This window comes from Blautia sp. MSK17_66, from assembly GCF_020538025.1.
In the GTDB taxonomy this organism is placed as follows: Bacteria; Bacillota; Clostridia; order Lachnospirales; family Lachnospiraceae; genus Blautia_A.
The window spans coordinates 204,726-226,855 of record NZ_JAJBNQ010000001.1 but is presented as its reverse complement, the minus strand read 5'-3'; the positions used below and the strand labels follow the sequence as shown (position 1 = coordinate 226,855).

Sequence of the window (22,130 nt, the reverse complement as noted above, 5' to 3'; positions counted from 1 at the left end):
CATTTCAGAGTTTTTTTTACTTTATAACAGTATGAAAAATAAGAAAATTCATTTATTAATCATATGTAACAGATCAAATTCCCTGCAGATATTTCTGCAGGTTTTTTTGTGTAACAGGATATTACTTTGTAAGGTTCTTATTACACAAAAACGCTTTGCGGGGATGTGTTCTAACAGGAATAAGAAAGAAGGGATAAAAGTGACAGATCAGGAATATATGCTTCGGGCGATTCAACTGGCAAAAAAAGGAGAAGGCTGGACGAATCCCAATCCGATGGTAGGGGCAGTGATTGTAAAGGATGGGCAGATCATCGGAGAAGGTTATCATAAAAAGTATGGAGAACTTCATGCAGAACGTAATGCGATTGCTTCACTTACCGAATCAGCAGAAGGTGCGGTACTTTATGTTACATTGGAACCTTGCTGCCATCATGGAAAGACGCCCCCATGTACGGAAGCAATTCTTGAACAAAAGATTCAAAAAGTGGTAATCGGTTCCAGAGATCCGAATCCGAAAGTGGCAGGAAAAGGTGCACAGATATTGAGGGAAGCAGGCATTACAGTGATTGAAGATTTTATGAGGGAAGAATGCGATCAGCTGAATCCGGTGTTTTTCCATTACATTACAACGAAGATGCCTTATGTAGTGATGAAGTATGCCATGACACTGGATGGGAAGATCGCAACGAAGACAGGAGCATCAAAATGGATTACCGGAGAAGCGGCAAGAAGAGAAGTGCAGCATATGAGGCATCAGTACATGGGAATTATGGCTGGCATTGGAACCGTGCTTGCAGATGATCCGATGTTAAATGTCCGGGTAGAAGGATGGAGAAGTCCTGTCAGGATTCTGTGTGACAGTAAGCTCAGAATTCCGCTGGACAGCCAGATTGTAAAAAGTGCAGAAAAATACCGGACAATCGTGGTTTATGCAGATCAGAAAAATACGGAAGAGAAAATAAAAATATTACATACCATGGGAGTTGAGACCATCTGCTGTCCGGATGAAAAAAACCAGATAGATCTTAAGAAACTGATGGTAAATCTTGGAAACAGAGGTATTGACAGTATTCTTCTGGAAGGCGGAGGTACGTTAAATGACAGTGCTCTGAAAGCGGGAATCGTACAAGAAGTACAGGTGTTCATGGCACCAAAGCTGTTTGGCGGTGTGGGCAGCAAGACACCGGTAGAAGGTATCGGAGTTGAATTTCCATCTGAAGCAGTGGAACTGAAATATACAGAGATCTGTCAGATCGGTGATGACATCAGGATAAGATGCCAGATATGCAAAAAGGAACAGGAGGAATTATGTTTACGGGAATCGTAGAAGAGAAAGGAAAAGTCCGTTATATACAGTTGACTGGAGAATCGGGGATGCTGGCAGTGAAAGCCAGGAAAGTGCTGGAAGGAACAAAGATTGGTGACAGCATTGCCGTGAATGGTGTGTGTCTGACAGTTACGTCGATCCAGCCGGACGGATTTACTGCAGATGTGATGGCAGAGACGATCAGAAGGAGTAGTCTTGGCAGCTGCAAAACAGGAAGTCAGGTGAACCTGGAACGTGCAATGGCTGCGGATGGCAGATTCGGAGGTCATATAGTAAGTGGACATATTGATGGAACTGGAGTGATTCGTTCCATGCTCCGCGAAGAGAATGCCATCTGGGTATCGATTGCGACATCACCGCAGATTTTGCATTTGATTGTGGAAAAGGGTTCTGTCTGCATTGATGGAATCAGCCTGACGGTTGCAAAGGTTGACGAAGCTGGTTTTCAGGTGTCAGTCATTCCACATACGGGAGAAGAAACCACACTTTTGAAAAAGGTACCGGGTGATCTTGTTAATCTGGAAAATGATGTGGTTGGAAAGTACATAGAAAAACTGCTTGGTATCAGAAAAAATGAAGAAGAGAAAACAGAATCCGGAATTACGATGGAGTTTCTTGAGGAATTCGGGTTTTAGAATAGGAGGATATACATTATGCCACAAAACTATCAGTACAACACAATTGAAGAGGCACTGAGGGATTTAAGAGAAGGAAAGATAGTTCTGGTTACGGATGATCCGGACAGAGAAAATGAGGGAGATCTGATATGTGCGGCAGAGTTTGCAACCCAGAAAAATATTAATTTTATGGCGACTTATGCAAAGGGACTCATCTGTACGCCGATGAGTGCGGAAATTGCAGCCAAATTGAATTTTCCGCCGATGGTCGCTGAAAACACGGATAATCACAGTACAGCATTTACTGTGGCAGTGGATCACAAAGATACAACGACCGGTATTTCAGCAGCAGAGCGCTCCTATACCATTATGAAGTGCGTGGATGATGAGGCAAAACCAGAGGATTTCAGAAGACCGGGACATGTATTTCCGCTTATAGCCAGAAAAGGAGGAGTTCTGGTGCGGAATGGTCATACAGAGGCAACCACGGACCTTATGAGACTGGCCGGACTGAAAGAATGTGGTGTGTGCTGTGAGGTTATGAAAGACGATGGAACCATGATGCGTACATCACAGTTATGGGAACTGGCAAAAGAGCATGGGCTTACATTTATTACGATCCGTGATCTGCAGGATTATATAAGAATACATGAAAAACATGTAAAAGAGGAAGCAGTCGCAGATCTTCCAACGCAATACGGCGATTTTAAAATGTATGGATATATCAATGACATTACAGGAGAGCATCATCTGGCACTGGTGAAAGGTGATATAGGAGATGGGGAAGATGTGCTTTGCCGGGTACATTCGGAGTGTCTGACCGGAGATGCATTTGGATCGCTCAGATGCGACTGTGGTCTGCAGCTGCAGACAGCAATGCGCCAGGTTGAAGCAGAAGGTAGAGGAATTATTCTTTATATGAGACAGGAAGGCAGAGGAATTGGCCTGATCAATAAGATTAAAGCATATGCACTTCAGGAGCAGGGATACGATACTGTGGAGGCTAATGTGAAGTTAGGATTTGCACCGGATCTCAGAGAGTACTGGATTGGGGCACAGATACTGGCAGATCTTGGTGTGAAATCATTAAGATTATTGACAAATAATCCGGACAAAATTTATGGACTTGGCGAATTTGGGCTGAAAATCAATAAGAGAGTGCCGTTGGAGATTCCACCACAAAAGTATGACCGAAAATATATGAAGACAAAACAGGAAAAGATGGGACATATTTTCCGGGAAATAAATGTCTGAAAAACAATCAATAAAAGGAGAAAAAAATGAGACAGATTAATTTAGTAGAAGGAAAAGTAGTAGCACCAGAGGGAATGAAAGTTGGTATTGTGGCAGCGAGATTCAACGAAATCATTGTAAATAAACTATTGGGAGGGGCAGTTGACGGATTAGTAAGACACGGGGTAGAAGAAGAAAATATTACTGCGGCATGGGTACCGGGAGCATTTGAGATTCCATTGGCAGCACAAAAAATGGCGCAGTCAGGCAAATATGATGCAGTTATCTGCGTGGGAGCGGTTATTCGTGGAGATACCTCACATTATGATCTGGTGTGCAACGAGTCTGCCAAAGGAATTGCACAGGTTGAACTTGCAACAGGAATCCCGGTCTTATTCGGTGTAATCACGACTGAGAATATTGAGCAGGCTATTGCACGCGCGGGAAGCAAAGCAGGGAACAAAGGTTATGACTGTGCATTATCAGCGATTGAGATGGTCAATCTCATGAAGCAGTTCTAAATAAATATATACTGAAAACGTTTTCAAAAAAAGGCTGATTTAGTTTCAAAATCAGTCTTTTTTGTGCCAAAATATACGTGAAACAGGGAAAAATATGGATTGTATGAGAACGTTTTCAAATGTATGGATGGTAATTCAGGGACTGTTTATGTAATATGATACCAAGATCAAAAATCCAGTAGAAAGGAATGAAAAATATGGAAGCAGTTGTTCTTGAAATCATAAAAAAAGAAGCAGCAGTTCTTGCAAAGAATGGACGGATTATAAAGCTTCAGCGGTCTGACTTGTGGCCGGGTGATATAATTGAAATTTCTGAGGCAGATTTACAGAAAAACGGGAGCAACAGAATCGACAGAACCAATCATTTCTACGAAAAAATAACACATTATGCAACAGCTGCAGTACGTGCACTGGTGCCCTGCAGTGCAATCGGATATAAAAAATAAAATTAAGAAATCGAATAAAACATCTTCAGGATATAACAGACAAAATAGTTTTCCAAGATGAAAAAACAGTCTAAAAGGGATATATTTATCATACAGGATTGTGATATAATGTGCCATTGACATCAGCAGCCAGTATCTTTGGATCCCTTTTGAGGAACGTATCTGGTAGGTATCCAGTGCCAGCCGGGTCTTACATTGTCTGAAAAAGACCTCAATCGGCCATCTGCACACATAGCAGGAAAGGATCTTCAGCGTTGATAATGCCACGTTTGTGCTGATAAAAGCCCGCAGTGCTTTGGGATTTCCAAATGCCTTTTCAGGATAACTTAAAAGAACAACCGCATTTTCGATACCATTCAGGTTTTCTTCATACCGGTACACATAATATTTTCGGTTTTTGACTGTCACAAGGTCAAATCCCTTCTCTGTTACCGATAATTCAGCAGCAAGTTCGCTGAGCTTCTTTTTCATTCCTGACGGGTACAGCAGGCGGTTTGTTTTTAAAGCTCCAATGGTATGGAACCTCTTCTGTACAAATGTGTTAATTAATTTTTCAGAAACATACCAGCAGCCACAAAGGAGATACGCATCTTCAATTGGATGCAGAGCCTGTGACGAAGGCTTTGTCTTTGAAGCTATGGTATCATCCACAATACAGAAAACAGGCTTTCCGGTGCGCTGTGCTTCTGAATAAATAATTTCAACTACGGAGGATTTTAAAGTATTTTCAAGTAAGGTATCATCCTATTTCCCGGAATTGAGGAAATGTGCGATGGTAGTTCTGTGACAGGAACTGTTTTGTGCAAAGTCGGTAGTCTTTCCATGGTAACCCGAGATAAAGATACTGCTCAGGATACTCATGAGATGACCGATCACTCTGTTCGAAAAAGATTTGCATAAACTTAATTTCTTAAACTGGTTGTATAAGAATATAGAATGATGTATAGTATTTGCGAGAGGCACCTTCTTTCGTAAATGTTGCAATGTTTATTTCGTCACTTTCATTATACAACACGAACGATTTAAGGTGTCTTTCTTTTTATGCAAAATCACGAACTTGCTCATTTATAGCATAAAAATTAAATAAGATATTGTATTTTGAAGAGAATTCTATTATTATGTTTATGTGAATTTAAAATGTGAATAAAATAATGCCTCAGATGTATTTGTATAGACACGAAAAGAGATATTTTTCGGTCTTTATAAGTGTAGCTGAGGCATTTTCTTTTATAAAACTAGGGGGAAACAATCAAATGAAGAAAAAATATCATGAAATATCACTTGCAAAAAAATTCTCTTTTACAAGTATAATTATTATATTTTTTACAATTTTATCATTAACGATTTTGATTCGCGTAATATATGAAAAATCGGTTTTGAATATTACAAGCGAAAGTTATAAAGAAAAATTTCAAATCATATCGGATAATAGCCAAAATGTTTTGGAAAATGCAGAGAAAATAGCGAAAGCTTTATTAACAGATGATGCGATTCAGAATTGGTTTTTGCTGGATTCAGAAGAGAATGCAGATCAGATAAAATACAAAATGCAAGTAGAAAGACGGTTGGACTATCTGGATGCTTTGTATTCAGATAAAGAATATAGCAGTATTTCGCTGTTTGATTCATATGGACATATTGTGAATTCTAACAGTATTCGTTCAGAGTCGCAAAAATATGAAAAATTTTTCTCTTTGGTTAAAGAGAATTATAATGTTAAATGGATTGATTTGTATAACCAGTGTATTGAAGGATATGAAAAAAAAGGGATTGGATACATAAGATATTACAGGGACTACGATACAGGTATTATAAAAGGGTATTTGATGATAGAATATCAGTCTCCGTTACTGATAAACAATTTTACCCATATTAAAAACGGAGAGCAAGGTAAATATATAATTGCGGATTTGGAAGGAAATACAAAGATTGAAAATGATAAAGATATATTTGAAAATATCGGTGATAAAGATTATTTTAAATGGGCAATTACAAATCAAAAAGGTGGAAAAGTATTTAATATAGATGAGGAGCGGTATCTTGTTACGACTTCAGAGATCCCTACCCTAAATTGGATAATGCTTGGCTTGACACCGGTCAGAGAATTAACCCGTGCAGGTAGAAATATTATACAAATCATATATATGGTCGGAATTATCGCAGTGTTGTTAAACATCATTTTTAGTCTGAGAGTTGCTTACAGTGTAACAAAACCATTAACAGAGCTGACTCGCACTATGTCGAGCTTTGGAAAAGGAAATCTGTCTGTAAAAGTACCAGTTTTGTATATGGATGAGATTGGTACTTTATCAGAGGCATTTAATAAAATGGCAGAAAAAATCCGACAATTGATAGAGCAGGTTTATCAGGAACAAAAGGCCAAAAGAAAACTTGAGTTGGCTGCATTACAGGCACAGATTAATCCACACTTTCTTTATAATACATTAAATAGTGTAAGCTCACTAATTCAAATGGAATGTCTGGATGATGCATTTGTAATGATACAGTCTATTGGCACTTTTTATAGAACGTCATTAAGCGATGGCAAAACCTTGATATCCATACAACAGGAAATGATTAATATTGAAAATTATATAAAAATACAAGAGTTCCGCTATGGTAATAAAATTATTTATAAAACTGATATAGAAGAAGAAATTCTGAAAGAATGGATTGTAAAATTAACATTGCAGCCATTAGTGGAAAATGCAATTTATCATGGCGTAAAAGAAAAACGTGGACAGGGTATCATTGAAATAAAAGGGTGGAAAGAAAATAATAAAGTATATATCACAGTATCAGATAATGGAACAGGTATTCCCAAAGAAAAACTAATAGATCTGTTTAGTATGGATACAAGAGAAAAAGAATCAGCATTTGGACTGTTTAATATTCAGCAAAGACTGCAGATTTATTTTGGAAAAGAATATGGACTTCATTTAGAAAGTAAGGAAGGACAGGGTACGATAGCAACAGTATGTTTGCCTGTAGGATTTAAGAAGGAGATTGAAAAAAATGAAAGCATTTCTGGTTGATGATGAGTTTCTCCAAAGAAAACTAGTTAAAAAATCTGTTGATTGGCAGAGTATCGGTATAGAACTCTGTGGAGAAGCAGAGGATGGAGAAGAAGCACTGGAAAAGATATTTATGCTGAAACCGGATATATTGATTATGGATATCAATATTCCTTATGTGAATGGTATTGAAGTGTCAAAAAAGGTAAAGAAAGTATTTCCGGAAACACAAGTGATTATTCTGAGTGCATATGGAGAATTTGAATATGCAAAAGAAGCGTTATCCTTTGGAGCATTAAGTTTCGTTCTGAAACCACTTAATCCGAAAGAACTGACCAGTGAGTTAATGAAATGTAAAGAAAAGATTCAAAAAATTCAACAACAGAAGCTCTCAGTAAAAAAAATGCAGGAAGCGATTACCCAGAATCAGAAAGAAAAAATCTTATTGGAACAGATTTCGGGAATAAATATATATGAAGACTCAAATGAAATATGGAATCAGTTGGGCATCTCTACAAAAAAACAAATTGTGGTACTCATTGCCAGATTTCAAGGGGGAAATAATGATAAAAGAGTCTTTGAAATAGAAGAAATGATACAGGATTATTATCCGGAATATGAAATGATAATAATAAATCAAAGGTATACGTTTGTTTTGTTTGGAGAAGCAGATATGGCTTATAAAACTCAAATGCTCTGCACTTACTTACAAGAGGTGATGAACAAAAACAGAACGTGGAATGGTGGTATCAGCAGAGTTCATGATAACATTAGAGACCTGAAAAGTGCATATCGTGAGGCATACTCAGCAGCGCAGAAGGGAAAGAAAGATAATCGTCTGTTAATATATGAGCCCGTAGATATTGTGGAGATGCTGCAAACATTAGATTATGATCCATCTGTGTTTCTGTACTATCTCAGAAAAAATGAACATGAAATGTTATATAAAGAAATAGAAATAATGTTTGATCAAATGGAAGAAAAGAACAGTAGTCTTTATGTAGTACATTATGTGGTAATGGATCTTTTTATACATATTTCTTTTTTTATGTCGGAGGCAGGAGTTGATTTCTCATGTGTAATAAAAAAGGAACAGCAGGAATTGACAAGTTTGCAGAATAATGGAAGTATCAAAGAAATTAAAAAGACATTGTTGGACATTCTTGAAAAATGTTTTGGATGTATGAAAACCAGAAAGATTCCGGTGACACAAAGAAAAGTTCAAGATGCAATAGATTTTATAGATGACAATTTTTATAAGAAAGATATGAGTTTGAATATGGTAGCTGGTGAAATCGGAGCAAATGCCAGTTATCTGAGCAGTATTTTTAAGAAAGAAAAAGGTTGTTCTTTAAGTAGATACCTTACTCAGGTACGCCTGGAACAGGCAAAGAAATATTTGATCGAATATCCAGATAAGACACTTATAGATATTTCTGAGTCGGTAGGATATAGTGATGTATATTATTTTAGTAAAAACTTTAAAAAGTACTATGGGATTTCTCCTTCAAAATATATGGAAGAAAGAAAAAACTAAATATCTAAAATTTTTCCCACGCATCTAAAAATAGTACATTCACGAATTGCCATAAAAATGATAATCTTACCTCATCAAAAAACAGGAGGGGAAAGGAAATGGCAGAAAAAGAAATTCCATTTAGACAGATCCATCTGGATTTCCATACCAGCGAGGCTATTCAGGGAGTGTGTTCTGAATTTGATGCAGAAGAATTTGCACAGACGCTGGAAGATGCACATGTCAATTCCATTACATTGTTTTCCTGCGGACATCATGGGAATTTGTATTATGATTCAAAAATATTTCCGGAAATGGTACATCCGGGATTGGCACACAGAGATCTCTTACGAGAACAGTCAGAAGCATGCAGAAGACACGGGATTCAGGTAAATCTGTATACAACCATACGTTGGAATAAGCGTATTGCAGATATGCATCCAGAGTGGATTTGCATCGATGAAAATGGTGCATTGCAGGATTACAAAGGAAAAGGATATTTTGAGGCGGGATTTTATAAAAATCTTTGTGTGAATACTCCGTACAGAGATTTTCTGAAAAAACAGTTCGGTGAAGTACTTGAAACGATTCCGGGAGACGGAGTCTGGTATGATGCCGCATTTATGAATGAGTGCTGCTGTCCATCTTGTCAGAAGCTTATGAGAGAGCAGGGATTAAACCCGGCAAAAAAAGAGGACAGGCAGGAATTTGCAAGATGGACTTATTATGACATGGTGAGAGACCTTACTGCATTTGCTAAAAAGTATAATCCGGATTTTCATGTATGTTATAATAAAGGACATTTGGGATATCTGGATAAACCAGTTAAAGAAGACTATTCTTATTTCTCTTTTGAATCACTTCCAGGTGTAGAGTGGGGATATCTTGATTTTCCGGTTTCTGCAAAATACATGAGAAATTTTGGAAAAGAATGTCTGGGACTTACAAGTCGATTCCATACCGAATGGGGAGATTTTCATGCTTTTCGTAATGAGGCGGCGATGGAGTATGAAGTGTTCTCTATGTTGGCACATGGATGCAAGTGCACAATTGGAGACCAGATGGACTACTGGGGAAAATTAAATACAGATATGTATAAGCAAATCGGAAGAGTATACAAATCTGTAGAAGAAAAAGAACCCTGGTGTGAAAATGCAAAACCGATTTCAGAAATTGGTGTATTTACTGCTGAAGAGTTTTATGCAACAGGTGTTGCAGGTCACATTCCAGGAGCGTCAGAAGGTGTAGCCAGATTGTTAATGGAATTAGGATATCAGTTTGATTTCATTGACAGTACGCTTGATTTTGACAAATACAGACTCTTAATACTTCCGGATGTAATCCCAGTAGATGAAGAATTAAGAGATAAATTAAGTACTTATCTGAAAAAAGGCGGCAAGCTTTTAGTGAGTTATCAGTCTGGCCTTGACAGAGCGCATCAGAAGTTTATGATTCCGGAACTTGCTGTTGTTTATAAGGGAGAGGCACCTTATAGTCCGGACTTCATCTGGCCAAAAGAACATTTATCTAAAGATTTAGCAGATGCTGAGCATGTTATGTATGATAAAGGTACTCTAGTAGAAGCCACAGATGAAGCAGTATTTGTACAGAAGGTAATTCCTCCGGTTTTCAATCGTACATATGAGCATTTTTGTTCTCATTTACACTCACCGTCAGGAAGAAAAGAAGCTTATCCGGGAATTGTTGAAACAGAAAATACAGCTTATTTTATTCATCCTATTTTTACGACTTATCAGAACTGGGCACCGGCATGGTTTAAGAAACTGTTTCGAAATGAGTTGGAGAGACTCCTTCCAGATCCAATCATACAGCATGATGGGCCATCAACTACGCAGGTCACAGTGCTTGAACAGAATCAGGAGAACAGAAAAATTGTTCATGTATTACATTATGTGCCAGTGAAAAAATGTAAGAACCTGGAGATCGTAGAAGATGTAATTCCATTGTACAATCTTAAAATTACGATGAATGAGGAACGTAAGGTCAGAGACATATATACAGTACCTGACAGACAGAAGATTGTCTATGAACAAAATGGAAGCGAACTTGACTTTACTGTAAAAGAAGTCAATGGACATCAAATGATTGCAATCTGTTATGAAAACTAAATTATAATGATTATCGGGAGGTATTTTATGAAAGGAAGAAAAGTTTTAGGAATCGTTTTAGCAGCAACGATGGCATTAACATCTGTTTCACCTGTACTTGCAGCAGATAAAGTAAAGATCAGTTTTATGAGCCGTGATAGTGGAGATACTCCAATGGCAAAAGTCTATGAGGATCAGATTGCAGCTTTTATGGAGGAAAATCCAGATATTGAGGTACAGAATGACTCAATTTATGAAGAATCTGCTTATAATAACAAGCTAAAAGTTGCTCTGTCTACAGGTGAAACTCCAAATATCTTCTATTATCCGGCTATTGCAGGATTAAAAGAATGGGCTCAGAATGGAGTACTTCTTGATCTTACAGAATCTCTTAATGCGGATGAAGACTGGAAGAACACTTTCCTGGATGGAGCATTGGATACATATGATCTGAGTGCATATGGAGCTGATGGAATTTATGCACTTCCAAATGAACTCAATGTAGATGCAATCTTTTATAATAAAGCTCTGTTTGAAAAAGCCGGAATTGAAAAAGTGCCAGAAACCATGGACGAGTTATATGATGCAATTGATAAACTGAATGCAGCAGGAATCACTCCATTTGGTGTGGGTGGTAAAAACACATGGGTAATGGGTCATATTTTTAACAACATTCTTGCAAAAAGAATTGGCCATGACGGAATTGTAAAACTCGGCATCGGCGAAAAGAAATGGACAGATGATGATGTGGTAGAATGCCTGCAGATTACAAAAGACCTGAAAGAAAAGGGTGCTTTTGCCGAGGGCTTTGAAGGAATGGACTATAATACACAGATGAATCAGTTCCTGACAGGAGAAGTAGCTATGATTTCTCACAGCAGTCCTATCATACCAGAAATGTTTAATTCTGAGTCGGAGATCCTGGATGATATTTCATTCTTTGCATTCCCATATTTTGAAGACAAACCAGAATTTAAAGATACACATGTTGTATATACTTCTGGATGGATGCTTTCCGGAACTATGTCTGATGAAGAAAAAGAAGCTACTTTAAAACTGATTAAGTATATGACATCAAAAGATTCTATTCAGGAACGAATGGATGCAGCAATGCGAGTAGCTCCTTATAAAGATATTACAGCACCGGACAGTGCTCCGCAGATCTTTAAAGATATGGTTGAATATACCGGAACGATAAGCGATTCAGTTGGAGAGTATTTTGATTATGACACATGCTCTACGCTGGTAGATACTTCACGAAACGGAATTTTGAACATGATGTTGTCTGATTCAGCTGAAGATACAGCACAGACTATTCAGGCAGATATTGATGCAAACCGTCCAGAAAGCTAAACTATGAAGCAAAAGGAAGGGACATAACGCACCCTTCCTTTTGTTTACTCAAAACAGGAATGAGGAGGGTGTTTATGGAGAAAATCAGAAGAAATAAAAAAGTGATCGCGGCATTTTTAATACCGGCGATTCTGATATATCTTTGTTTTGAATTGATTCCAGTAATTATGTCAATTTATTTTTCTTTTAATGATTGGCCTGGGATTCAGGCTGTAGCACTTAAATTTGTAGGTTTGAAAAATTACAGGAATATTTTTCATAATGCAGTTTTTCTTAAATCATTACAAAATGTTCTGATATACGTAGTAATCAGTGTGATTCTTCAGGTGCCGTTAGGATTTGGGCTGGGTCTTTTGATCCATCATTTTAAGAGAGGACAGAGATTTTTTAAAGCAGCCTTTTTCATACCTATGATCTTATCAGTAACAGCAGTTGCATTATTATGGAATTTTATTTATTTTCCAACTGAAAAGGGAATCCTTAATAGTTTGCTTATTAAAATTGGTCTTGCAAATTGTATGCAGCAATGGCTTGTAAATCCAAAAACATCACTGATGTGCTTGATTATAGTAAGTACATGGACAAGTGTTGGTTATTATATGATCATCTGTCTGGCGGGACTTACCTCGATTCCAAACTCAGTTTTGGAAGCTGGTGAGCTCGACGGTGCCACAGGATGGAAAAAAATCTGGAATATTTATATACCAATGTTATGGGAACCATTAAAAATGTCTACCATTATGGTAATAACAGGTGTACTTAAAATCTTTGATACTGTATATATTCTTACACCAACAGGTGGAACAAATAACTGTACGATTGTTCCTGCACTTCTGATGTACAACGAAGCATATCGATATGGACACTATGGAACCGGAAGTGCTATTGCAACTGTGATTTTTGTACTGAGTGCTGCAGTTTCTATTCTTAGTCTGACACTAATGAATAAAAAAGAATCTATAGAATATTAAGGGGGGAAAGAAATGAAATCAAAAAAACGTTCCGCAAGACAGTATATATGTTTTGTAATTTTCGTGATTGTGGCATTGATTAATATATATCCGCTGGTATTCTCAATTTTTTGTTCATTTAAAGGTAATCTGGAAATTTTTTCATCATTTACTTCACTGCCGAAAAGATTGAGATTTGAGAATTATATAACAGCATGGAAGGTTGGAAACATTGGCAGATATTTTCTTAACACAATTATTCTTTCAGTAGGAACTCTGGTAATTGCCGGACTTTTTGGTGCAATGGCATCATATGTTCTAGCAAAATTCAGATTTCGTGGAAAGTCAAAAATATATCTGTTATTTATATCGGGAATGATGATTCCTATTCAGGCAGTATTGATTCCATTGTCATACATATTTGGAAAATTAGGGATAATGAATAATTATCCAGTGTTGATACTGTTATATTCGGCTTTTTGTTTTCCAATGACGGTTCTGGTTTTGACTGGATTTATGAATGGAATTCCTACAGAACTGGAAGAAGCAATGGTTATAGATGGGGCAAGTATTTTTCAAGTATTTTTTAAGATGATATTGCCGTTATCCGTACCTGGAATTGTAAGCGTTTCAATTTTTAACTTTATTCAGGTCTGGAATAATCTTCTGTTTCCGCTTATTTTTATATCAGATAAAAATAAAGGAACAATTTCGATGGGATTACTTGCATTCTTTGGAGAATATAGCACCGATTACAGCTCTAGCATGGCAGGAATATGCCTTACTACAATACCAGTGATTATTGCATATGTATTTTTCCAGGAAAAAATAGAAAATGGTTTGATGAGTGGAGCTATAAAGGGCTGATATTTTTCGGGGTCTCAGATATAAAGAGATATAAGGAAAGGCTGATGCATAAGTGGTAATAGAAATCACCACTGCATCAGCTTTTTGAGTGTTCAGTTTTTTCAGAAAATAGATAAAAAAAATAATTCTAAAAGATATGTATTTATAATGCAATAATATGATACAATTGGTAAAGAATATTAAGAACTAAGGAAAAACCATGTATGCTAAATAAAAAAGATTTTCTAAAATATGCATCAAAACTAGCCTTTCCGATCATGCTCCAAAACCTGATCGGAACACTGGTAAACATTGCCGATACGGTTATGCTTGGATACGTAAGCCAGACTGCCATGTCGGCTTCATCTCTTGCGAATCAGTATACTTTTATTCTTTTCTGTTTATATTATGGTATGGCCGCGGGTACATCGGTCTTATGTTCCCAGTACTGGGGAAAAGGTGATAAAAAGACAGTAGAAAGGATTCTCGGCCTGGCGGAACGAATCTCGCTGATCATTTCTCTTGTATTTTTCGTGATTTCTTTCACAATGCCAACTACGATCATGAAGGTCTTTACAAACAGTCCTGATACGATTGCTGCCGGCAGTGAATATCTGAAAGTGATCTCATTTTCATTTATGTTTATGGGATTCTCTCAGATTTTTATGAGTGCTCTTCGAAGCATCGGAAAAATAATGCTGCCTTCGATCACGTACATTGTTTCGCTTGGCGTCAATGTACTTTGTAATGCCACCTTTATCTTTGGGCTGTTTGGACTTCCAAAGCTTGGCGTCACCGGTGTTGCACTTGGTACTGTTATTGCCAGAATCACAGAAGTACTGATCTGCCTCATCTACTCATTAAGAAGTTCTGATGTCAGATTCCGGATCAAATACTTCTTTGCAAAAGCAGGTATTCTGTTCCAGGATTTTATGAAAATTGCCACTCCGGCTATCGTGAATGATGTTGTCTGGAGTTTTGCTACATCAGCATTCGCAGCAATCCTCGGTCATATTGGTGATGATATGGTTGCTGCAAATGCGGTTGCTGTCATGGTGGTAAATATTGGTGCAATCGCCTGTCGTGGTTTTGCCAATGCTACTACCATCATTGTCAGCCAGGAACTGGGTAAAGATAACATTGATGCAGCCAGAGAATATGGCAAACGCATGCTCAGAATAACAATGATTGTAAGTCTGATCGGATGTGTCATCATTCTGGCACTGCGCCCTTTGATACTGGATTTCTATCGGGATAAATTGACGGAGACTGCCATTTATTATCTTGGTATTTTTATATTTATGACAACCTGGCGTCTTGTGGGAGAAGGTATTAACACCTGTCTTATATGCGGCTGCTTCAGAGGTGGTGGTGATTCCAGGTTTGGAATGATCATAGACTCTATATTTATGTGGCTTGTTGCAGTTCCTCTCACCTTCCTTGCAGCATATGTTTTAAAACTGCCGCCTGTCTGGGTATATTTTGTAATGACTCTGGATGAGTTCGAAAAAATGCCTGTGGTATTCATTCACTATTTCAGAGGTAAATGGCTTACAAATATTACCAGAGATTTTGACTGATCATGGGGCTGTCTGGAATCTTCAGAATTTGCTTATGAAGAACAACTTGAAGGCACCGAGGGTATGTGTAATCAGAGGAGAATTATAAAATGATGAATTGTATTATAGTTGGACTGGGAGGATTTCTTGGAGCTGTAGCTCGTTATCTGATAGGATTGATTCCGATAAACCCACAAAATGGCTTTCCGGTAAAGACATTATTAATTAATATTGCCGGAGCATTTGTGATAGGACTTGTTGTAGCGTTTGGTGCGAAGAAAGACTGGAATCCGCAATTGATTTTATTTTTGAAGGTTGGTATTTGCGGAGGATTTACGACATTTTCTTCTTTTGCCCTGGAAACGAATCAGCTAATGGAACGAGGCGCAGGCTGGTGGGCAATGTTCTATGTTGCATTGAGTGTAATAGGAGCATTGGCGGCAGTATATGCAGCACAGTATGCAGTCGTAAGATAAGATTCAGAGGGAATTCCGATACATCTCCTGGAAAAAGAAAAATCCGAAAAAACAGAGTCATTTCTGTCTTTTCGGATTTTTTGTCGTTTTTTATGCCATAATTATTATGCTCGTTCTGCTGCTTTTTTTGTCTCTGGTTTTTCCAGAAGTTTTTTAATACCCTGGATTGCTACCAGTACACCTAGTATTAACAGAAGTATTGCAAATATCAGCTGTAAAGAATTTCCAAGATCCAGACCGGTTGTTACAAATGCTTTGGAAAGTTTCACAATTGTCATGCCAAGTGCTGTGAAGGTAACTGCCATCATGAATACCATTGGAATCCAGAGCATACAGCCCTGACGTTTTGTCTTCTTTAAAAATACTGCACAGGCTACAAGGGCAAGTACTGATAACAGCTGGTTTGCAGAACCAAACAATGGCCATATTTCCGCGTAGCCCACTCTTGTAAGCAGATAGGCCAGTACAAGTGTAATGATTGTTGCAAAATATTTATTAGTCATTACCTTTAAAAATGGGTTCATGTTTTCCTCATCCGTATCAGAATCAAGGAAAAATTCCTGGAATGAAAGTCGTCCGACTCTGGCTACAGAGTCAAGAGATGTCAGTGCAAATGCAGATACAGCAAGGTTGATCAATGTAAATACCAGTGAATGGGGCAAACCGATCACAGAAAGGAAATTTGCAATCGCACCTGCAAAAATCTGAGGCTGGGTTGTCAGCCCCTGGGCTGCTGCCTCGCCATCTGCAAAAGATGCTACGGCAATCAATGCGATAATGGCAAGCATACTCTCCATCAGCATTGCACCAAATGAAACAGGGAGCATATTTTTTTCATTTTTAATCTGTTTGGATGCGGTACCTGAGGATACCAGGGAATGGAAGCCTGAAACCGCACCACAGGCGATGGTTACGAATAAGATCGGAAACATATATTGTCCGTCAACATTAAAGCTTGTAAAAGCTTTAAGATTACAGGAAGGGTTAGCTGCAAATACACCAATTACCGCACCAACGATCATAAAAATAAGCAGATAACTGTTCAGATAATCACGCGGCTGAAGTAATGCCCATACAGGTGTAACACTGGCTATCAGAATGTATGCAAATATAATAAGGTGCCAGGTTTCAAGACTTATGTATATCGGGAATTTAAGTCCCAGTGCAATTGCTGCTACAAGTAATACAATTGCAAAAATCGTATTGACCCATTTATTGAATTTTGTGTATTTCAGGAAAAATCCAAGTCCAACAGCTTCCACTATGAATAACATGGAAGTAGTTGCGACAGCTCCGTTTGCTACTACCTTTGTAACCTCTCCTGTGGTACCTGTGGCAAAACCATTAAAGGTCCCTGCTACTACATCTGCAAATGCTGCAACAACCAGAATACAGAATAACCAACAGAATAAAAGGAATAATTTTTTTCCTAGTTTTCCTATATATGCCTCGATGATATATCCGATTGTACGTCCTTTATTCTTTACAGATGCATACATGGAAGCAAAATCCTGAACAGCACCAAAGAATACACCGCCGATCAGAATCCACAGCATAACCGGAAGCCAGCCAAAAATTGCAGCCTGGATAGGTCCGTTGATCGGGCCTGCGCCTGCGATGGATGCAAACTGATGTCCAAATACCACATTGGTATCTGCCGGTACATAATCAACTCCGTCTTCCATCTCATATGCCGGAGTTTTTGCTTTTGGATCAATTCCCCATTTGTTCTGCAGGTAGCGGCCGTACAGAAGGTATGCACCGCCCAGAACTACAATGGCGATTACCATCATCATAATTCCACTCATAATCTTTCTCCTCGTCTTTCTTTGATATAAATATATATTAAAAACGCCTCTGTTATCCAATGGATAACAAAGGCGGAATTTCCGTGGTACTCAGGTTATCTTTTATGGCTTGACCTGTTCAATGCATTTTTCTTTAGTGATTATCTAATGTTTTACTACTTTTTCTATAAAATTTCAAGAAGTATTTTGTATGTGTGTTATATTTTTTTATTTTTCCGGACAGGTTGGTGTGGTATTATTATTCTTGAAGTATAAATCGATTCTTGACGGATTCATTATGTAAAGGAGCAAAAAATGACTATCAGAAAAGCAGAAGAAAAAGATATTCCGAGAATTACAGAACTGTTAGAACAGGTGCTGCAGATCCATGCAGACATAAGACCTGACATTTTTATTCCTGGCACGACAAAATATACGGTAGACGAGTTGACAGAGCTTTTGAAAAATGAAGAAAAACCGATATATGTTGCAGTGAACGAAGCGGATATCTGTGTAGGATATGCCTTCTGTCAACTGCAGGAACAGCCTTTTTCCAACAATATGGTGCCGTTTAAATCCCTTTTTATAGATGATCTGTGTGTTGATCAGCAGGCACGAGGACAGCATATAGGAGAAAGTCTGTTTGAATATGTAAAAAGTGAAGCAAAGTTCATGGGCTGCTATGAGGTGACGTTGAACGTATGGACAGGAAATACTTCGGCAGAAAGATTCTATGAAAAAATGGGAATGAAGACGAAAGAAAGACAGATGGAATATATCTTATGATACTGACACATTTCTTTTTGTTAAACACCTGCGAAGGAGAAAAGAATCTTGACAAAAAAATGAGTAGAAGTATATAATATAAACAGATTATACATTTACGCGAAGGAGCAATGTTGCTATAACATTGCTCCTTTTTGTTTTGAGGAGGGATAATATGGAACAGCTAAATGAAATTGTTACCAAAATCGACAATTTTGTATGGGGACCAGTGATGTTGATTCTTCTGGTTGGAACAGGTGTGTTTCTTACCGTTCGTACAAGATTTTTGACATGGAAGAATCTGGGATATGCGCTTAAGAGTACGCTTAGTAAAGAAGCTCGTACTAAAAGTCGTGGTGAAGGAGATGTTTCCCCTTTTTCTGCACTTACTACAGCGTTGGCTGCAACAATTGGTACAGGAAATATCGTTGGTGTTGCGACCGCAATGGTATCTGGTGGACCAGGAGCACTGGTATGGATGTGGATCTCAGCAGCATTTGGACTTACTTCAAAATTCAGCGAGTGTATGCTTGCAATCAAATATCGTGAGGTAAATGCCAAAGGCGAGATGAGTGGCGGACCGATGTACACCATGAAAAAAGGTCTGAAAAATAAGACTTTTGGTTCTGTTCTGGCATGGCTTTTTGCACTGTTTGCAGTGATTGCATCCTTTGGTATAGGTAACATGACACAGGGAAATTCAATTGCAGGTGCGCTTCATACTACTTTTGGCGTGCCAACAGGGATTACGGGCATTGTGATTACAGTGGTTTCTCTGCTGATCATTGTTGGAGGAATCAAATCTATTTCAAAAGTGTCTTCCGTAGTCGTTCCGGCAATGGCAATCTTTTATGTAATCTGTGGTATTATTGTTATTATTGGAAATATCTCAAATCTGCCGGCGGGTATTGCCATGATCTTTAAGATGGCATTTTCTGTAAAAGCGGTTGGCGGTGGACTTTGTGGATCAATTGTGGCCTCTATGATGAGTGCGATGCGATTTGGAGTTGCGCGAGGTGTCTTTTCTAATGAAGCAGGTATGGGTTCGGCTGCAATCACTGCGGCAGCAGCTACTACAGATAATCCGGTTCGTCAGGGTTATATAAATATGACAGGTACTTTCTGGGATACCATTGTTGTCTGTACGATCACAGGACTTGCGATAGCATCATCCGGAGTACTTGGAATGACAAATGCGGCAGGAGAGATGCTGACGGGTTCAGATATCACGATTGCAGCATTTGAAACAATCCTTGGTTCCGCAGGTGGATGGCTGGTAACAATTGGCATTACTTTATTTGCGTTTTCCACGATTCTTGGATGGGAGTATCATGGAGAGAAAGCATTTGAGTATCTTCTTGGAACACACAAATACAACATGATCTATCGAGTAGTATTTTCGCTTGTGGTATACTTTGGATGTACACAGACACTGAGTCTGGTATGGAATTTCTCAGATATTGCAAATGCACTTATGGCGATTCCGAACCTTATCTGTATGTTGCTCCTGAGTGGTGAGATTGCAAAGGATATCAAGGAATTTCAGTCTGAGATCAAAAAATAGATGCATGCATATATGATTTTGATATTCTTTTTTGTTGACGATTATATGTATCAGATAGTATAATATCTACGCTGTAGAAACAGCCGACAGTTCATTTGTACCTTCCTGTCGCAAAACAAAACCAGGGCTGACCAAGAAGATTTCAGGCTCTGCGTGCAAAAGTACGCGGAGCCTTTTTTAATGGATTTTATTATGTTTTTCAGTTGGCACTTGGCTAAAAGGTACATCCATTTCACTTACAGGAGAATTGAAACATGTATTATTTAAAGACAGAAGCCAGTTTTGATGCAGCACATTTTCTCTGGAAATACGAGGGAAAGTGCAGAAATATCCATGGACATCGTTGGAATGTTGCTGTGGAGATCAAAAGCCAGGTGTTAAAGCAAGAAGGACAGACACGGGGAATGATAGTGGATTTTGGTGATCTGAAAAAAGATCTGAAAGAGCTTTGTGATTTTTTTGATCACAGTCTGATCTATGAGAAGGGGTCTTTGAGAACAGAAACAGTTACTGCACTTTTGAATGAGAGTTTTCATCTGGAAGAAGTTTTATTTCGCCCCACTGCGGAAAATTTTGCTTATTATTTTTATAAAAAATTAATAGATCTGGGATACGGGGTTCACCGTGTCACAGTATACGAAACACCGAATAATTGTGCAGTTTATGAGGAAGAATAGATGAAGGTTGTAGAAAAATTTACCAGTATTAACGGGGAAGGAACACGTGCGGGAGAACTGGCCGTTTTTGTTCGCTTTAAAGGATGTAATCTTCGATGTAGTTATTGTGATACCATGTGGGCCAATGAAGCCGATTGTTCTTATGAAGAGGAAACGCCGGAAGAGATTACAAATTATGTTCTTGCAGCAGGAATCCGAAATGTGACACTTACAGGTGGAGAACCGTTGCTTCAAAAAGATATCAGGGAGTTAATACATCTTCTCCTACAAGCCGGACTGAGAGTTGAAATTGAGACAAATGGTGCAGTAAGGCTGTCTGAGTTTTGTGAGGAACGTCCGATATTTACGATGGATTACAAACTGCCCTCAAGTGGCTGTGAGGAACATATGATAGCAGAAAATATGGAATTGCTTGAAATAAATGATACTGTAAAATTTGTGTGTGGCAGCCAGGAGGATCTGGTGAAAGCACTGGAGGTGATTCAGACATATGATCTGACAAGTCGGTGTCATGTTTATTTCAGTCCTGTTTTTGGCTCTATAGAACCGGTACAGATGGTGGAATTTATGCTGGAACATCAGTTGAATGATGTGCGGCTGCAGATACAGATGCATAAAGTGATCTGGGACCCCAACGAGCGGGGAGTATAAATAATTGGTGAGGTGATTAAGATGAAAGCATTAGTTCTTTTTAGTGGAGGAATTGATTCAACAACAGCGTTAGGACTGGCAATTAAAAAATATGGGAAAGATCAGGTGACGGCTCTTTCTGTCTCTTATGGACAGAAACATGATAAGGAAATTAAGGCAGCAACAGCGGTCGCGGAATATTATGGTGTAGAGCATCTGTTCCTGGATTTGAGTAAGATATTTCAATATAGCAATTGTTCTCTGCTTCAGCAGTCTACGGAAGAAATTCCCGAGGAGAGTTATGCTGAGCAGATTTCAAAAATAAATGGTGATAAGCCGGTAAGCACTTATGTTCCATTCAGGAATGGATTATTTCTTTCTTCTGCGGCCAGTATTGCACTGAGCAAAGAATGTGAAGTGATTTATTATGGAGCACACGCAGATGATTCTGCTGGGTTTGCCTATCCGGACTGCTCACCGGTATTTAACAATGCTATGAATGAGGCAATCTGGGAAGGTTCCGGACATCAGCTTAAGATAGAAGCACCGTTTGTCAATATGTCAAAGGCTGAAGTGGTACGGATTGGATTAGAACTGAAAGTTCCTTATGAATTGACCTGGTCCTGTTATGAAGGTGGAGAGAAGCCGTGTGGAAAATGTGGAACATGTATTGACCGTGCGGCTGCCTTTCAGGCGAACAATGTGGAAGATCCGGCATTAAGATAGAAAGGAAAACGAGTG

Annotated in this window: 19 protein-coding genes and 1 pseudogene; 18 read left to right on the top strand and 2 right to left on the bottom strand. The window is 38.4% G+C overall.

Features of this window, described 5'->3' with window-relative positions; genetic code table 11:
• The first annotated feature begins 199 nt into the window (after window positions 1-199).
• From ribD to LIR34_RS01025, 5 genes are all read left to right on the top strand, one after another.
• Complete coding sequence (gene ribD / locus LIR34_RS01045) at window positions 200-1,327, top strand: bifunctional diaminohydroxyphosphoribosylaminopyrimidine deaminase/5-amino-6-(5-phosphoribosylamino)uracil reductase RibD (RefSeq protein WP_173901528.1); 1,128 nt, start codon at window positions 200-202, stop codon at window positions 1,325-1,327.
• Window positions 1,309-1,962 (top strand): riboflavin synthase, encoded by a 654-nt coding sequence (ribE, locus tag LIR34_RS01040; protein ID WP_173901529.1) that lies wholly within the window; start codon window positions 1,309-1,311, stop codon window positions 1,960-1,962. The genes ribD and ribE overlap by 19 nt, the downstream gene beginning before the upstream one ends.
• 18 nt (window positions 1,963-1,980) lie before the next feature.
• The gene (locus LIR34_RS01035) at window positions 1,981-3,198 is read left to right on the top strand and encodes a bifunctional 3,4-dihydroxy-2-butanone-4-phosphate synthase/GTP cyclohydrolase II (RefSeq protein ID WP_161286267.1); all 1,218 of its coding nucleotides are present in this window, start codon (window positions 1,981-1,983) and stop codon (window positions 3,196-3,198) included.
• A gap of 26 nt (window positions 3,199-3,224) precedes the next feature.
• Entirely contained in the window at window positions 3,225-3,698 is a 474-nt protein-coding gene (gene ribH, locus LIR34_RS01030; protein WP_161286266.1) for a 6,7-dimethyl-8-ribityllumazine synthase, read from the top strand.
• 188 nt (window positions 3,699-3,886) lie between these two features.
• The gene (locus tag LIR34_RS01025) at window positions 3,887-4,144 is read left to right on the top strand and encodes a hypothetical protein (protein ID WP_173901506.1); all 258 of its coding nucleotides are present in this window, start codon (window positions 3,887-3,889) and stop codon (window positions 4,142-4,144) included.
• Window positions 4,145-4,264: 120 nt separating this feature from the next.
• On the opposite strand, the pseudogene LIR34_RS01020 reads toward LIR34_RS01025, so the two are convergent.
• Window positions 4,265-4,795: pseudogene (locus tag LIR34_RS01020) on the bottom strand (transposase); the annotation flags it as partial.
• A 602-nt stretch (window positions 4,796-5,397) separates the two neighbouring features.
• Between LIR34_RS01020 and LIR34_RS01015 the strand changes: the two are divergent.
• The 8 genes from LIR34_RS01015 (at window position 5,398) to crcB (ending at window position 15,966) form a co-directional block, all read left to right on the top strand.
• The gene (locus LIR34_RS01015) at window positions 5,398-7,179 is read left to right on the top strand and encodes a cache domain-containing sensor histidine kinase (RefSeq protein ID WP_161284990.1); all 1,782 of its coding nucleotides are present in this window, start codon (window positions 5,398-5,400) and stop codon (window positions 7,177-7,179) included.
• Entirely contained in the window at window positions 7,160-8,695 is a 1,536-nt protein-coding gene (locus LIR34_RS01010; RefSeq protein ID WP_173901530.1) for a response regulator, read from the top strand. The genes LIR34_RS01015 and LIR34_RS01010 overlap by 20 nt, the downstream gene beginning before the upstream one ends.
• Window positions 8,696-8,793: 98 nt before the next feature.
• Window positions 8,794-10,803: an alpha-amylase family protein gene (locus tag LIR34_RS01005; RefSeq protein WP_161284992.1), complete on the top strand. Its 2,010-nt coding sequence runs from the start codon at window positions 8,794-8,796 to the stop codon at window positions 10,801-10,803.
• Between the two features lie 27 nt (window positions 10,804-10,830).
• Entirely contained in the window at window positions 10,831-12,135 is a 1,305-nt protein-coding gene (locus tag LIR34_RS01000; RefSeq protein WP_161284993.1) for an extracellular solute-binding protein, read from the top strand.
• Window positions 12,136-12,209: 74 nt separating this feature from the next.
• Window positions 12,210-13,106, top strand: coding sequence for a carbohydrate ABC transporter permease (locus LIR34_RS00995; RefSeq protein WP_161284994.1), 897 nt, complete (start codon window positions 12,210-12,212; stop codon window positions 13,104-13,106).
• Between the two features lie 12 nt (window positions 13,107-13,118).
• Window positions 13,119-13,952 (top strand): carbohydrate ABC transporter permease, encoded by an 834-nt coding sequence (locus tag LIR34_RS00990; protein ID WP_161284995.1) that lies wholly within the window; start codon window positions 13,119-13,121, stop codon window positions 13,950-13,952.
• A gap of 203 nt (window positions 13,953-14,155) precedes the next feature.
• Window positions 14,156-15,511: an MATE family efflux transporter gene (locus tag LIR34_RS00985; RefSeq protein WP_161284996.1), complete on the top strand. Its 1,356-nt coding sequence runs from the start codon at window positions 14,156-14,158 to the stop codon at window positions 15,509-15,511.
• An 89-nt stretch (window positions 15,512-15,600) separates the two neighbouring features.
• Complete coding sequence (gene crcB / locus LIR34_RS00980; protein WP_161284997.1) at window positions 15,601-15,966, top strand: fluoride efflux transporter CrcB; 366 nt, start codon at window positions 15,601-15,603, stop codon at window positions 15,964-15,966.
• 104 nt (window positions 15,967-16,070) lie between these two features.
• Here the strand turns inward: crcB and LIR34_RS00975 are convergent, their stop codons facing one another.
• Window positions 16,071-17,774, bottom strand: a complete 1,704-nt coding sequence (locus LIR34_RS00975) for a carbon starvation CstA family protein (protein WP_161284998.1) — start codon at window positions 17,772-17,774, stop codon at window positions 16,071-16,073.
• A 294-nt stretch (window positions 17,775-18,068) separates the two neighbouring features.
• On the opposite strand from LIR34_RS00975, the gene LIR34_RS00970 reads away from it, so the two are divergent.
• From LIR34_RS00970 to queC, 5 genes are all read left to right on the top strand, one after another.
• The gene (locus LIR34_RS00970) at window positions 18,069-18,539 is read left to right on the top strand and encodes a GNAT family N-acetyltransferase (protein ID WP_173901531.1); all 471 of its coding nucleotides are present in this window, start codon (window positions 18,069-18,071) and stop codon (window positions 18,537-18,539) included.
• A 154-nt stretch (window positions 18,540-18,693) separates the two neighbouring features.
• Window positions 18,694-20,082: an alanine/glycine:cation symporter family protein gene (locus LIR34_RS00965; protein ID WP_161285000.1), complete on the top strand. Its 1,389-nt coding sequence runs from the start codon at window positions 18,694-18,696 to the stop codon at window positions 20,080-20,082.
• 254 nt (window positions 20,083-20,336) lie between these two features.
• The gene (queD, locus tag LIR34_RS00960; protein WP_173901532.1) at window positions 20,337-20,759 is read left to right on the top strand and encodes a 6-carboxytetrahydropterin synthase QueD; all 423 of its coding nucleotides are present in this window, start codon (window positions 20,337-20,339) and stop codon (window positions 20,757-20,759) included.
• Window positions 20,760-21,410, top strand: coding sequence for a putative 7-carboxy-7-deazaguanine synthase QueE (gene queE, locus LIR34_RS00955; protein WP_161285002.1), 651 nt, complete (start codon window positions 20,760-20,762; stop codon window positions 21,408-21,410).
• Between the two features lie 21 nt (window positions 21,411-21,431).
• Window positions 21,432-22,115, top strand: a complete 684-nt coding sequence (gene queC, locus LIR34_RS00950; protein ID WP_173901533.1) for a 7-cyano-7-deazaguanine synthase QueC — start codon at window positions 21,432-21,434, stop codon at window positions 22,113-22,115.
• Window positions 22,116-22,130 lie beyond the last annotated feature (15 nt).